The 13,605-nt window shown below is 69.0% G+C and carries 10 protein-coding genes and 1 riboswitch; of the genes, 6 read left to right on the top strand and 4 right to left on the bottom strand.

Features of this window, described 5'->3' with window-relative positions:
* Positions 1-351 precede the first annotated feature (351 nt).
* The gene (nagB, locus tag ABCR94_RS10280) at positions 352-1,134 is read left to right on the top strand and encodes a glucosamine-6-phosphate deaminase (RefSeq protein ID WP_347118897.1); all 783 of its coding nucleotides are present in this window, start codon (positions 352-354) and stop codon (positions 1,132-1,134) included.
* Between the two features lie 172 nt (positions 1,135-1,306).
* On the opposite strand, the gene ABCR94_RS10285 is transcribed toward nagB, so the two are convergent.
* The 4 genes from ABCR94_RS10285 to ABCR94_RS10300 all read right to left on the bottom strand — a co-directional run bounded on the left by ABCR94_RS10285 (position 1,307) and on the right by ABCR94_RS10300 (position 6,085).
* Positions 1,307-2,836, bottom strand: a complete 1,530-nt coding sequence (locus ABCR94_RS10285; RefSeq protein ID WP_347118898.1) for a glycoside hydrolase family 3 protein — start codon at positions 2,834-2,836, stop codon at positions 1,307-1,309.
* Positions 2,837-2,843: 7 nt separating this feature from the next.
* Positions 2,844-3,722 (bottom strand): carbohydrate ABC transporter permease, encoded by an 879-nt coding sequence (locus tag ABCR94_RS10290; protein ID WP_347118899.1) that lies wholly within the window; start codon positions 3,720-3,722, stop codon positions 2,844-2,846.
* The gene (locus ABCR94_RS10295; protein WP_347118900.1) at positions 3,719-4,726 is read right to left on the bottom strand and encodes a carbohydrate ABC transporter permease; all 1,008 of its coding nucleotides are present in this window, start codon (positions 4,724-4,726) and stop codon (positions 3,719-3,721) included. The genes ABCR94_RS10290 and ABCR94_RS10295 overlap by 4 nt, the downstream gene beginning before the upstream one ends.
* Before the next feature lie 78 nt (positions 4,727-4,804).
* A complete protein-coding gene (locus tag ABCR94_RS10300; RefSeq protein ID WP_347118901.1) occupies positions 4,805-6,085 on the bottom strand; it encodes an extracellular solute-binding protein in 1,281 nt (426 codons plus the stop codon).
* Positions 6,086-6,368: 283 nt separating this feature from the next.
* On the opposite strand from ABCR94_RS10300, the gene ABCR94_RS10305 reads away from it, so the two are divergent.
* The 5 genes from ABCR94_RS10305 (at position 6,369) to ABCR94_RS10325 (ending at position 13,561) form a co-directional block, all read left to right on the top strand.
* The gene (locus ABCR94_RS10305; protein WP_347119141.1) at positions 6,369-7,133 is read left to right on the top strand and encodes a GntR family transcriptional regulator; all 765 of its coding nucleotides are present in this window, start codon (positions 6,369-6,371) and stop codon (positions 7,131-7,133) included.
* Positions 7,134-7,333: 200 nt separating this feature from the next.
* The gene (locus ABCR94_RS10310; RefSeq protein WP_347118902.1) at positions 7,334-9,550 is read left to right on the top strand and encodes a carbon starvation CstA family protein; all 2,217 of its coding nucleotides are present in this window, start codon (positions 7,334-7,336) and stop codon (positions 9,548-9,550) included.
* Positions 9,547-9,750: a YbdD/YjiX family protein gene (locus tag ABCR94_RS10315; RefSeq protein ID WP_347118903.1), complete on the top strand. Its 204-nt coding sequence runs from the start codon at positions 9,547-9,549 to the stop codon at positions 9,748-9,750. The genes ABCR94_RS10310 and ABCR94_RS10315 overlap by 4 nt, the downstream gene beginning before the upstream one ends.
* Before the next feature lie 134 nt (positions 9,751-9,884).
* A riboswitch (cobalamin riboswitch) is annotated at positions 9,885-10,007 on the top strand.
* A 141-nt stretch (positions 10,008-10,148) separates the two neighbouring features.
* A complete protein-coding gene (locus ABCR94_RS10320; protein WP_347118904.1) occupies positions 10,149-12,536 on the top strand; it encodes a ribonucleoside-diphosphate reductase subunit alpha in 2,388 nt (795 codons plus the stop codon).
* On the top strand, positions 12,536-13,561 hold the full coding sequence (locus tag ABCR94_RS10325) for a ribonucleotide-diphosphate reductase subunit beta (RefSeq protein ID WP_347118905.1): 1,026 nt from the start codon (positions 12,536-12,538) through the stop codon (positions 13,559-13,561). The genes ABCR94_RS10320 and ABCR94_RS10325 overlap by 1 nt, the downstream gene beginning before the upstream one ends.
* Positions 13,562-13,605: the final 44 nt, after the last annotated feature.

Consider the following 13,605-nt stretch of genomic DNA (forward strand, 5'->3'; position numbering starts at 1 on the left):
TCCCGTCGCGGTGCCGCGGCCCGCGGGTGCGCCCCCTTTCCCGTGCCCGTCTCGCACCGCTCGGCCCCAGGGGGCCTCCCAGGCGTCACCGGCCTGCGCCGGACTCCGTCCGCCGGGCCCGCGCAGCCTCCCGTGAGCACACCGGGACCCGAGGTCTCCAGGTGGCTGCCCGCCACGTTCCGCGCGATGCTGAATCGGGGCCTCGCCGAGCCCCACGGCCGTCCGGTCACGGGCCCCTGCCCGCCCGCACCCGCCCCGGAAAGTTCACCCAGGGGCACCGGACACGCCCCGCCCCCTCTGCTAGATTGGTCTATACCACACTTCTCATTTCTTCAGATCGGCAGGCCCAGCGTGGAAGTTGTCATCGTCCCGGACGCCAAGGCAGGTGGCGAGCTCATCGCGGAGGCCATGGCCGGCCTGCTGAGCCGCAAGCCCGACGCGCTGCTCGGCGTGGCCACCGGTTCGACGCCGCTGCCCATCTACCAGGCGCTGACGGCCAAAGTGCGCGCCGGCGCCGTCGACGCCTCGCGCGCCCGCATCTGCCAGCTCGACGAATACGTCGGACTGCCCACCGGTCACCCCGAGTCGTACCGCTCGGTGGTGCTGCGCGAGGTCGTCGAGCCACTCGGCCTGACCAACGCGTCCTTCATGGGCCCCGACGGGGCCGCCGAGGACGTCCAGGCCGCCTGTGAGGCGTACGAGCGCACGCTGGCCGCCGCGGGTGGCGTGGACCTGCAAATCCTCGGCATCGGCACCGACGGGCACATCGGCTTCAACGAGCCGTGCTCCTCGCTCGCCTCGCGCACCCGCATCAAGACGCTGACGCGGCAGACCCGGCAGGACAACGCCCGGTTCTTCGACAGCCCCGACGAGGTGCCGCACCACGTCATCACCCAGGGCATCGGGACCATCCTGGAGGCCCGTCACCTGGTGCTGCTCGCGACCGGCGCCGGCAAGGCGGAGGCCGTGGCCCAGACTGTGGAGGGGCCGGTGTCCGCGCTGGTTCCCGCGTCGGCGCTGCAGCTGCACCCGCATGCGACGGTCGTGATCGACGAGGCGGCGGCTGCCCAGCTGAAGCGGGCGGACTACTTCCGCGACACATACGCGGCCAAGCCCGCATGGCAGGGCCTGTAGCCGGACCGGCCGCATCTCGCCGGACGGGCCCGGTCGTTGTGCCGGGCCCGTCCGGCGTTTCGCCGCTCCCTGAAGTGGGCCGCACGGCTCCGGGCAGCGGTCCGCGAGAGGATCCGGGCAGCGGAAGGCGCCGTAGGCAGCCCCCCGGCCGCCCCGGCGCCTTCTCGCGCGCTCAGACCCCGGCGACAACCTCCGCCGCGGCCCGCCCGCAGACCCGCGCCGCACCGTGCGTCGCGATGTACAGCGCACCGCGCGGCGGCGCCTCGGGCACCCCCATCTCGACCACGACCGTGTCGGGCCGCGCGGCCAGCAGCGCGTCGAGCGCCCCGGCCATCCAGGGATGCCGGTGCACGTCGCGCACCACGGCCACGACCCTGCGGTCCCCCGCCGCCCGCAGCACGCTCCCGGACTCGCTCTCGCTGCCGTACGTACCCGTCTCGGTACCCGGCAGCAGCCGCGTCAGCTCGGCGGCCACACCCCACGGCGTCTCGTCACCGACGGCGATGTTCGCCTCGGGGGTGAAGGCGGCGACGTACGGCGCATCCCCGACCGGCGTGAACCGCTCGGTGCTCCGGGTGATCCGCAGCGCGCGGCGGGCCGCGACCAGGCCGATGCCCCCTGCGGTGCCCGGCGCGAAGGTGTCCCCGCCGAGCGAACCCGCGTCCGGACCCTGCTCCGCGATTCCCCGGCTGTGCTGTGTCCAGCGCGCCAGCGAACGCACCCGCTCGGCCGCGTCGGCGAGTCGCTCCTCGGGCAGTTCGCCGCTGTGCACGGCGGCGACCAGCGCGTCCCGCAGCCGCACCACGATCTCGTCGTCGGCCAGGCCGCCGCCGACGCAGATCGCGTCGGCGCCCGCGGCGATCGCCAGGACGCTGCCGTGCTCGATGCCGTACGTACCGGAGATGGCCTGCATCTCCATGCCGTCGGTGATGATCAGACCCTGGTAGCCAAGATCGTTGCGCAGCAGGCCGGTGAGGACCTGTGGGCTCAGCGTCGCCGGGCGGTCCCGGTCGAGCGCGGAGAGCAGGATGTGCGCGCTCATCACGGACTTGGAGCCCGCCGCGATGGCGGCCCGGAAGGGCACCAGCTCGCGGGCGTGCAGGATCTCCAGGTCCACGTCGATGCGCGGCAGCGCGTGGTGCGAGTCGACGGCCGTGTCGCCGTGCCCCGGGAAGTGCTTGGTGCACGCGGCGACACCCGAGGACTGGAGACCCTCGATGTACGCGGCCGTGTGGCGCGCCACGAGCTGGGTATCGGCGCCGAAGGACCGTACGCCGATGACCGGGTTGCCCGGGTTGGAGTTGACGTCCGCGGACGGCGACCAGTTGAGGTTGACCCCGCACTCGGCCAGCCTGCGGCCCAGTTCGCGGGCGACGGCCCGGGTCAGGTCGGTGTCGTCGACGGCGCCGAGTGCCAGGTTCCCGGGGAAGGAGGAACCGCTCTGCACCTCAAGGCGGGTGACGTCACCGCCCTCCTCGTCGATCGCGACCAGGATGTCGTCCCGCTCGGCCCGCAACTGCGCGGTGAGTGCGGCCAGTTGTTGCGGCGAGGTGATGTTGCGGCCGAACAGGCCGACCGAGGACAGGCCTTCGCCGACCCGGCGCAGCAGCCAATCGGGGGCGGTGGCGCCCACGAAGCCGGGCTGGAGGACGGCCAAGGCATCGCGGGTCAGCGTGCTCGTAGGGCTTGCGAGTGTCGTCATGGCAGCGTCATCCCTTCACTGCGCCGGCCGTCAGACCTGCGGCCATCTTGCGCTGGACGAGGAGGAAGAGGATCACGATGGGGACGGCCATCATGGTGGCGCCGGCCATCATCGGGGCGTACTCGGTGCCGTGCTTGGTGGTGAAGTTGCCGAGCCAGACGGTGGCGGTCTGGTTCTGCTGGCTCATCAGCATCAACGCGTACAGGTATTCGTTCCACGCCTGGATGAACCCGTAGACGGAAGTGGCCACCATGCCCGGGGCGAGCAGCGGGAAGACCACCCGGACGAAGGCGCCGGTGCGGGTGCAGCCGTCGACCATGGCCGCCTCCTCCAGCTCCTTGGGAATGTTCACGATGAATCCGCGCAGCGTCCAGACCGTGAACGGCAGGATGAAGGTCAGGTACGTGATGATCAGGCCGGTGATCTTGTCGTACTGACCGAGTTCGTTCAGTAGCAGGAAGACCGGGATGATCATGGCGACCAGCGGCACCATCTGGACCGCGAGGATGCCGACGATCACGACCTTGCGGCCGCGGAAGGCGAACCGGGAGATGGCGAGCGCGGCGAGCATGCCGACGATGATGCCGATGACGACGACGACGGAGGAGACGAGCAGGCTGCGCCCGACCGGCCCCCAGAAGTCCGCGACGTCGAAGGCCCGGCGGAAGTTCTCCAGCGTGAACGGGCTGGGGAAGAACTGCGGATCGGGATCGATCGCGTCCTTGGCCGGCTTGAACGCCGTATTGAGCATCCAGCAGACCGGGAAGCCCACGACGACGAAGACCAGCAGGCCCAGCGCGTTCCAGCCGGCCTTGCCCTTCTTGCCCTTGCGGGGACGGCCCTTGGGACGGGGGGCGACGGCGGGAGCCGCGGTGGTCGAGGTCACTCCACCTCTCCGATCTTGAGCATCTGGCGCATATAGACGGCCACGACGCCGAGCAGCAGCACCACGGTGACCAGGGCGATCGCGGAGCCGCCGGAGTAGTCGTTGACGACGAACGCCTTCTGGTACGAGTACGTGGTGAGCAGCTGGAACTCGGCCTCGGGGTTGCCACCGCGCATCACGAAGACCTGCGGGAAGACCCCCATGTCCCAGATCACCGAGAGCGTCGTCAGCATGACGATGATGGGCTTGAGTATCGGCAGGGTGACCCAGCGGAAGACGCCCCAGGCGCCGGCTCCGTCGAGGCGCGCGGCCTCTTCCATCTCCTTGGGGACCTGGGTGAGTCCGGCGCTCAGTGTGATCACGACGAACGGCACCGCGCCCCACACGACAAGCAGCATGATCACGGCGAGGCCCTGCGGCCCGCTGGCGAACCAGTTGTGGCCGACCATGTCGACGCCGGGCAGCCTGCTGAGCAGCCAGTTGAGTACGCCGTAATCGGTGTCGAAGATCCACTTGAAGATCGCGGTGGCGACGATGATGGGCATGCCCCAGCTCGCCACCAGGGCGATGCTGATGAGCGCCTTCACCCAGCCGGACACCTGCTGCAGAAGCAGGGCGATGGCCATGCCGAGCACCATGGTGAAGATGACGGCGCCGGCCGTGAAGACGATGGTCCGTACGACGACCGACCAGAACTCGGCGTCGCCGAGGATCGCGGCGAAGTTCTTGAAGCCGACCCACTGGGCTTCCTTGAAGCCCCAGAGCTCCGTCTTGCCGAAACTCTGGAAGGAGAGCGTGACCAGCCGCACCAGCGGATAGCCCATGACGAGCACGATGATCAGCAGACAGGGCGCGAGCAACGCCCAGGGCACCGCGGCTCTGTCGGAGGTCTTTTTCCTGACCGGCCCCCCGGCCCCGGAGGTCCGCGCCCCGGACTCCGTTGGTGGCGGTGGCGATTGCCGCGTCGGCGGCACCTTGGCGGTGGTTGTCTCTGCGGCACTCATCGCGCGCTCCTCAGGGTCCCTCTCCAGCTACGGGCGGCAGGGCCCCGCCGGTTCGGCGGGGCCCTGCCGACTCAGAGGTCACTTGGTGTTGATGACCTTGTCGATCTTGGCGTCGGCGGCCTTCGCGGCGGCCTCGACCGACTTCTTGCCGGTACCGATCTCCTGGAGCATGGTCTGGAGGATCTTGGCCTTCTCGACCTGACCCCAGCCCGGAGCGGTGGGCACGAACCAGCTGGACGCCGCGGCGGTGGCCGGGACGGCCGTCTTCGGGTCGGACTTCAGCGGCTCCAGGTCCGTCTTGTTGTTGGGCAGATTGCCCTTGGCGACGAGGCCCTGCTGACCCTTGGCACCGGTGAACGCGTTGATCCACTCACCCGCGACGGCCTGGGCGTCGGACTTGACCGGGACGGCCAGATCGGAGCCGCCGAGGAAGACCGGGAGGTTCTTGCCGGACGGGCCGGGCATCACGAAGGACTCGATCTTGTCGGCCAGCTTGCCGACCTTGTCGTTCTCCGGGGCTGCGGCGGTACCGCCCTCCCAGGCAGCGGCGAACATCGTGGCGGCCTTGCCCTGGCCGAAGACGACCGGACGGTCGGACTCGTCCTTGGTCTTGTCGGCGTGCATGTACGCGTCGAGGATCTTCTTGTACTCGCCAAGACCCTTGACGGACTCGGGCGAGGACAGGCTGGACTTCCACTGGTCGCCGTCCTGCTTGGCGATGGAGCCGCCGGCGTCGTAGACGAACGACATGGCCGCGTACCAGTCGGGCGAAGGCTGGTACCAGGCGCTGTACTTGTCACCCTGCTTCTTCTGGATCTTGTCCAGGGCGGAGGTGAGCTCCTTGTACGTCTTCGGCACGGCCTTGACGCCCGCCTCGGCGGCGACGTCCTTGCGCCAGGTGCCCACCCGGCCACCGGCGTAGTACGGCACACCGTAGGTCTTGCCCTCGTAGGTGACGGACAGCTTGAGGCCGTCCAGCCAGTCGCCCGACTTGTCGAACTTCGCCGGGTCGATCTCGGCGAACGCGCCGGTGGCCATGTATCCGACCATCTCGGAGTTGCCCATCTCGACCACGTCAGGAGCCTTGTCCGTGGCGAGTACGGCATCGAGCTTGGCGTTCTTGTCCGGCCAGCCGTAGTACTCGTGCTTGATCTTGATGCCCGGGTACTTCTTGACGATCGTGGCGTCGGCGGCCTTGACCAGTTCGGGCCAGTTGTTCTGTGCGTCGACCGTGAGCCAGACCGTCAGCTCCTTGGGCTTCGCCTTGTCGCCACCGCCCGTGCTGTCCGAATCGCCACACGCCGCAACGCTGACCAACATGCCCGCGACGCCTATCGCCGCGATGAGCTTGCGCTTCACGCCAACCCTCCTCAGGGATGCCTGCAACCCCCCGCCCACCGCGAATAATTACGACGAGTACAGCCTGGGGCTGGGACCTGGTCTTGAATGGTTTAGACCAGTACCGGGAGCTTGGCCTAGACCTTTAGGGGTGTCAAGGGTGTATAAGAAGGGCTGTCGCGTCCGTTACCGGACCGACACATGAGGGAGGGCGACGTCTCGTGACCGGACCGTGCCACCATGTGAGCCGCGACAGACGGAGGAGCCGGTGACGGCAACAGCGCAGCAGTCGGAAAGGCGGGCCATGGGTACCGACGGGGGCAGCACGGAGCCGGAGGGCACGACGGCCGGCCGTACCGCGCGCGTGCCCAAGTACTACCGGCTCAAGCGTCACTTGCTGGACATGACCGAAACTCTGCCGCCCGGTACGCCCGTACCGCCCGAGCGCACGCTTGCGGCCGAGTTCGACACCTCGCGCACCACCGTGCGCCAGGCCCTGCAGGAGCTGGTCGTCGAGGGCCGCCTGGAGCGCATCCAGGGCAAGGGCACCTTTGTCGCAAAGCCGAAGGTCTCGCAGGCCCTCCAGCTCACCTCGTACACCGAGGACATGCGGGCCCAAGGCCTGGAACCCACCTCCCAATTGCTCGACATCGGGTACGTCACCGCCGACGACACCCTCGCCGGGCTGCTGGACATCACCACCGGCGGGCGCGTCCTGCGCATCGAGCGGCTGCGGCTGGCCAGCGGCGAGCCGATGGCCATCGAGACGACGCATCTGTCGGCCAAGCGCTTCCCCGCGCTGCGTCGCTCGCTCGTCAAGTACACCTCCCTCTACACGGCGTTGGCCGAGGTCTACGGCGTAAGGCTCGCCGAGGCCGAGGAGACCATCGAGACGTCACTGGCCAGCCCGCGCGAGGCCGGGCTGCTGGGCACGGACGTCGGCCTGCCGATGCTGATGCTCTCCCGGCACTCGATCGACGGGGCCGGCGAGCCGGTGGAGTGGGTCCGCTCGGTGTACCGCGGCGACCGCTACAAGTTCGTCGCCCGCCTCAAGCGCCCCCAGGACTGACCGCTTCCCCCCCCCCCGCTCCCCTGGCGTGCCGGTCCTCCGATCCCCCACAGGCTCCAAGAGGATCGGCACAGCCATGCCCGGCCCCACTCCGGCTCCCGATGCCGTACCGATATGCGGACGGGGGTTACGGACGGCGGATGCACGGCTTAGATTGCGTGCGCGTTACGGGTAAAGATCGCGCGAGGGGACGGAACGTCATGCCGGATTCGATACCACCAGCACAAAGGCAACGGGCACTGACCCCGAAGGCCATCGCCGTATGGGCCGTGGTGGCCCTCGTCGGTGCGACCGGCTGGGTCATGCTCGCCCTCTCACGCGGCGAAGAGGTGTCCGCGGCCTGGATGCTGGCCGCGGCTCTGGGCTCGTACGCCATCGGGTACCGCTTCTACTCACGCTTCATCGCCAACCGGGTCCTGAAGGTCGACAAGACCCGGGCCACGCCCGCCGAGCGGCTCAACAACGGCGTCGACTTCCACCCCACCGACCGCCGGGTCCTCTTCGGTCACCACTTCGCGGCCATCGCCGGCGCGGGGCCGCTGGTCGGTCCGGTGCTCGCCGCCCAGATGGGCTATCTCCCCGGCACCATCTGGATCATCGTCGGCGTCATCGTGGCCGGCGCCGTCCAGGACATGGTGACGCTGTTCTTCTCCACGCGTCGCGACGGCCGTTCGCTCGGCCAGATCGCCCGGGACGAGATCGGTGTGGTCGGCGGCGCCGCCGCCCTGGTAGCGGTCTTCGCGATCATGATCATCCTGCTCGCGGTGCTCGCCCTGGTCATCGTGAACGCGCTCGCGCATTCGCCGTGGGGCGTCTTCTCCATCGCCATGACGATCCCGATCGCCCTCTTCATGGGCGTCTACCTGCGCGTACTGCGTCCCGGCCGGGTCAGCGAGGTCTCCGTCATCGGAGTCGCCCTGCTGCTGCTCGCGATCGTCGCGGGCGGCTGGGTCGCGGAGTCCTCGTGGGCCGACACCTTCACCCTTGAGCCCGGCACGCTGGTCATGTGGATGATCGCGTACGGCTTCCTGGCCTCGATCCTGCCGGTGTGGCTGCTGCTCGCCCCGCGCGACTATCTGTCGACCTTCATGAAGGTCGGCACGATCGGCCTGCTCGCCATCGGCGTCTTCATCACCCTGCCGACGCTGAAGATGCCCGCGGTCACCGACTTCGCGAGCCGCGGCGACGGTCCCGTCTTCGCCGGTTCGATGTTCCCCTTCGTCTTCATCACCATCGCCTGCGGCGCGCTCTCCGGCTTCCACTCCCTGGTCGCTTCGGGCACCACCCCGAAGATGATCCAGAAGGAGACGCAGATCCGGGTGATCGGTTACGGCGCCATGCTGACCGAGTCGTTCGTCGCGGTCATGGCGATGATCTGCGCCTCCATCATCGACCCCGGCCTGTACTTCGCGATCAACTCGCCCGCCGGTGTGATCGGTGACAACGTCCAGGCCGCGTCCGAAGCGGTGACCAACCTCGGCTTCTCCATCGACCCGCAGACACTGGCCCAGGCCGCCAAGGACGTCGAGGAAGAGAGTCTGCTCTCGCGCACCGGCGGCGCACCGACGTTCGCGCTCGGCATGTCGGAGATCTTCTCCGCGGTGATCGGCGGCGCCGGATTGAAGGCGTTCTGGTACCACTTCGCCATCATGTTCGAGGCGCTGTTCATCCTCACCACGGTGGACGCGGGCACCCGGGTCGGGCGCTTCATGCTCCAGGACATGCTCGGCAACGTCTACAAGCCGTTCCGCCAGGTCAGCTGGAAGCCGGGGGTCTGGTTCGCCAGCGCGGTCGTGGTGGGCGGCTGGGGCTACTTCCTGTGGGCCGGCGTGCACGACCCGCTCGGCGGCATCAACCAGCTCTTCCCGCTGTTCGGCATCGCCAACCAGCTGCTCGCCGCCGTCGCTCTCGCCGTCTGCACCACGCTGCTCGTCAAGTCCGGGCGGCTCAAGTGGGCCTGGGTCACCGCCGTGCCGCTCCTGTGGGACGTCGCGGTCACCCTCACCGCCAGCTGGCAGAAGATCTTCTCCGGCGACCCGAAGGTGGGCTTCTTCTCCCAGCGCGACAAGTACCAGGCGGGCATCGACGCGGGCGAGGTCATTCCGCCCGCCAAGACCCTCGACCAGATGAAGACAGTCGTCACCAACTCCACGGTCGACGGCGTGCTGTCCGCGTTCTTCGCCGTCCTCATCATCGTGGTGCTCATCGAGGCGGCCCGGGCGTGCGTCAAGGCGGTCCGCGACCCCGCGAGCGTCAAGCTCAGCGAGACCCCGTACGTCGAGTCCCGTCTCGTCGCGCCCGCTTCGCTCCTCGCGACCAAGGAGGAGAAGGCCGAGCTCGTGGCGGCCGGCCTCGGCCCCGAGGGCGGCATGCGCAAGGACGACGCCGCGCCCGTCGGATCGGGGAGCCGGGAATGACCCGTATCGACGTACGCCGCACTGCGGGCCGGATCCGCTGGTACGTCCGCGAATTGACCGGCGAATCCGCCTACGACCGGTATGCGGCGCACACCAGATCCGGCGATCCACAGGCCCCCGTCATGAGCCGACGGGAGTTCGAACACAGTCGTACGGACGCACGCGAGGCGGATCCCCGGGAGGGCTTCCGCTGCTGCTGAGGCCCTCCGCCCAGTGATCGCACGGGCCGTCGCATCTTCCGGGATGCGGCGGCCCGTTGTCGTACGCAGATCCGAAGCCGCAACACCCGCGACACAACATCTGGGGGGTGCAGCATCCCCCGGCCCCCACATGTATGCTCGTGCTCGCTGTCGCCGCAGGGAAATCCGGTGCGAATCCGGAACTGTCCCGCAACGGTGTGATTGGTGCGCTTTTGCGCACCCAGGAGTCCGAGACCTGCCGACGGTGCATCCGGTTCGACCGACCCGGATGCCGATACGTCCGGGCCTCGCGGTTGGGCCGGTGGACGCAACGCGGTGTGCCGCCCTTTCAGGGGTGAGGTGCGCCCGTGCGGCCCCGTTCCCCCGCCGGCCCCGAGCCGAGCGAGGGAGAGCACCCCGTGACCATCGCGCCAGTCGATCCGGCTTCTGTCACGGTGACGACCGAAGGACCCGGCACAGAGTTGCTGCGGACCCTGACGGACCTCACCGCCGATCTGCCCGACACCGACCCCGGCAGAGTCGCCGCGGCCGCGCTGCGCGGCCGGAACGCCGGTTCTGACGCGGCCGAGTTGCGCATGCTCGCCACCGACGCCGCCGCCGGCCTGATCTCCGAGGACCCGGCGTACTCCCGCCTCGCGGCCCGGCTGCTGACCCGCACGATCCGGGACGAGGCGGCGACGCAGGGCGTCCACTCCTTCTCCGACTCGGTCGGCGTCGGGCACCGCGAGGGACTGATCGCGGACCGTGCGGCGAACTTCGTGGCGCTGCACGCCCCGACGCTCGACGCGCTGATCGACAAGACGGCCGACGACCGCTTCGGCTACTTCGGCCTGCGGACCGTCTACAGCCGCTACCTGCTGCGCCACCCGATCACCCGTCAGGTGATCGAGACCCCCCAGCACTTCATGCTCCGGGTGGCGTCCGGCCTCGCCGAGGACGACTCGGTCCGCGCCCTGGACGAGGTCGCCGCGCTGTACCGGCTGATGAGCCGCCTGGACTACCTGCCGTCCTCGCCGACGCTCTTCAACTCCGGTACGCGCCACCCGCAGATGTCCTCCTGCTATCTGCTGGACTCCCCGCTGGACGAGCTCGACTCGATCTACGGCCGCTACCACGAGGTCGCCCGCCTCTCCAAGCACGCGGGCGGCATCGGCCTTTCCTACTCGCGCATCCGCGCCCGCGGCTCGCTGATCCGCGGCACCAACGGGCACTCCAACGGCATCGTCCCGTTCCTGCGCACCCTCGACTCCTCGGTCGCCGCCGTCAACCAGGGCGGCCGGCGCAAGGGCGCGGCCTGCGTCTACCTGGAGACGTGGCACGCGGACATCGAGGAGTTCCTGGAGCTGCGCGACAACACGGGCGAGGAGGCGCGGCGTACGCACAACCTGAACCTCGCGCACTGGATCCCCGACGAGTTCATGCGCCGGGTCGACGCGGACACCGACTGGTCGCTGTTCTCGCCGGTCGACGTGCCCGAGCTGGTCGACCTGTGGGGCGACGCGTTCGACGCGGCGTACCGCAAGGCCGAGGCGGACGGGCTGGCCCGTACGACGATCCCCGCGCGCCAGCTGTACGGCCGGATGATGCGCACCCTCGCGCAGACCGGCAACGGCTGGATGACCTTCAAGGACGCGTCGAACCGTACGGCGAACCAGACCGCCGAGCCGGGCTCCGTCGTGCACTCGTCGAACCTGTGCACCGAGATCCTGGAGGTGACGGACGACGGCGAGACCGCCGTGTGCAACCTCGGCTCGGTGAACCTCGGTTCGTTCGTGCTGGCCTCGGGCGAGATGGACTGGGAGCGTCTCGACGAAACCGTCCGCACCGCCGTGACCTTCCTCGACCGGGTCGTCGACATCAACTTCTACCCGACCGAGCAGGCCGGCCGCTCCAACGCCAAGTGGCGCCCGGTGGGCCTGGGCGCGATGGGTCTGCAGGACGTCTTCTTCAAGCTGAAGCTGCCGTTCGGCTCCCCCGAGGCGCAGGCGCTCTCCACCCGCATCGCCGAGCGGATCATGCTCGCGGCGTACGAGGCGTCCTGCGCCCTGGCCGAGCGCAACGGCCCGCTGCCCGCCTGGGAGAAGACCCGCACCGCGCGCGGTGTCCTGCACCCCGACCACTACGGCGTCGAGGTCACCTGGCCGGAGCGGTGGGACGCGCTGCGCGCCCGTATCGCGAAGAGCGGCATGCGCAACTCCCTGCTCCTCGCGATCGCGCCGACCGCCACCATCGCGTCGATCGCGGGCGTGTACGAGTGCATCGAGCCGCAGGTCTCCAACCTCTTCAAGCGCGAGACGCTGAGCGGTGAATTCCTCCAGGTCAACGCCTACTTGGTGGCGGAGCTCAAGAAGCTCGGTGTCTGGGACGCGCAGTCCCGCGAGGCGCTGCGCGAGTCCAGCGGTTCGGTGCAGGGCTTCAGCTGGATCCCGGCCGAGGTGCGGGAGCTGTACCGCACGGCGTGGGAGATCCCGCAGCGCGGTCTGATCGACATGGCCGCGGCCCGTACGCCGTACCTCGACCAGAGCCAGTCGCTGAACCTCTTCCTGGAGACGCCGACCATCGGGAAGCTCAGCTCGATGTACGCGTACGCCTGGAAGAAGGGGCTGAAGACGACGTACTACCTGCGCTCGCGCCCGGCGACGCGCATCGCGCGGGCGGCCGGCGCCGGTGCGACCGTGGCCGCCGCGCCCATCCCCGTTCAGCAAGTGACCACCGCGACGGCTCCCGACGAGGACGCCATCGCCTGCTCCCTGGAAAACCCCGAGTCCTGCGAGGCCTGCCAGTAATGACCACCGAGACCGAGACCAAGACCAAGAACCTCCTCGACCCGGGCTTCGAACTCACCCTGCGGCCCATGCGCTACCCGGACTTCTACGAGCGCTACCGCGACGCGATCAAGAACACCTGGTCGGTGGAGGAGGTCGACCTCCACTCGGACGTCAGCGACCTCGCGAAGCTCTCCCCCGGTGAGCAGCACATGATCGGCCGGCTGGTCGCGTTCTTCGCGACGGGCGACTCGATCGTCTCCAACAACCTGGTACTGACGCTCTACAAGCACATCAACTCCCCCGAGGCGCGGCTGTACTTGAGCCGCCAGCTCTTCGAGGAGGCCGTGCACGTCCAGTTCTATCTGACGCTCCTGGACACCTATCTGCCCGACCCGGACGACCGGGCCGCCGCGTTCGACGCGGTGGAGGAGATCCTCTCCATCCGCGAGAAGGCGCAGTTCTGCTTCAAGTGGATGGACTCGGTCGAGAAGATCGACCGGCTGGAGTCGAAGTCGGACCGCCGCCGCTTCCTGCTCAACCTGATCTGCTTCGCGGCCTGCATCGAGGGGCTGTTCTTCTACGGCGCCTTCGCGTACGTGTACTGGTTCCGTTCGCGGGGTCTGCTGCACGGCCTGGCGACCGGCACCAACTGGGTGTTCCGTGACGAGACCTGCCACATGGACGCCGCGTTCGCGTTCGTCGACACCGTGCGCAAGGAGGAGCCGGACCTCTTCGACGACGAGCTGGGCCGGCAGATCACCGACATGATCAAGGAGGCCGTCGAGGCGGAGCTCATGTTCGGCCAGGACCTGTGCGGCGAGGGTCTGCCGGGCATGAACACCGAGTCGATGCGCGAGTACCTCCAGTGCGTCGCCGACCAGCGCCTCCAGCGCCTGGGCCTGGCCCCGGTGTACGGCTCGGAGAACCCGTTCTCCTTCATGGAGCTGCAGGGTGTGCAGGAGCTGACGAACTTCTTCGAGCGCCGCCCGTCGGCGTACCAGACCGCGGTCGAGGGCTCGGTCGGCTTCGACGACGACTTCTAGAATCCCCGCGTTCCACCTGCTTCAGGGCTGCCTCCGGTACGAAC

The sequence above is a fragment of the Streptomyces changchenzhani genome (assembly GCF_039766235.1).
Taxonomy (GTDB): Bacteria; Actinomycetota; Actinomycetes; order Streptomycetales; family Streptomycetaceae; genus Streptomyces.

What these genes read in the sequence shown, in the direction of transcription:
- ABCR94_RS10285 (WP_347118898.1), bottom strand. Translation starts at nt 2,836, where the DNA reads ATGACGACACTCGCAAGCCCTACGAGCACGCTGACCCGCGATGCCTTG.
- ABCR94_RS10295 (WP_347118900.1), bottom strand. Translation starts at nt 4,726, where the DNA reads ATGAGTGCCGCAGAGACAACCACCGCCAAGGTGCCGCCGACGCGGCAA.
- ABCR94_RS10305 (WP_347119141.1), top strand. Translation starts at nt 6,369, where the DNA reads ATGGGTACCGACGGGGGCAGCACGGAGCCGGAGGGCACGACGGCCGGC.
- ABCR94_RS10310 (WP_347118902.1), top strand. Translation starts at nt 7,334, where the DNA reads ATGCCGGATTCGATACCACCAGCACAAAGGCAACGGGCACTGACCCCG.
- ABCR94_RS10315 (WP_347118903.1), top strand. Translation starts at nt 9,547, where the DNA reads ATGACCCGTATCGACGTACGCCGCACTGCGGGCCGGATCCGCTGGTAC.
- ABCR94_RS10325 (WP_347118905.1), top strand. Translation starts at nt 12,536, where the DNA reads ATGACCACCGAGACCGAGACCAAGACCAAGAACCTCCTCGACCCGGGC.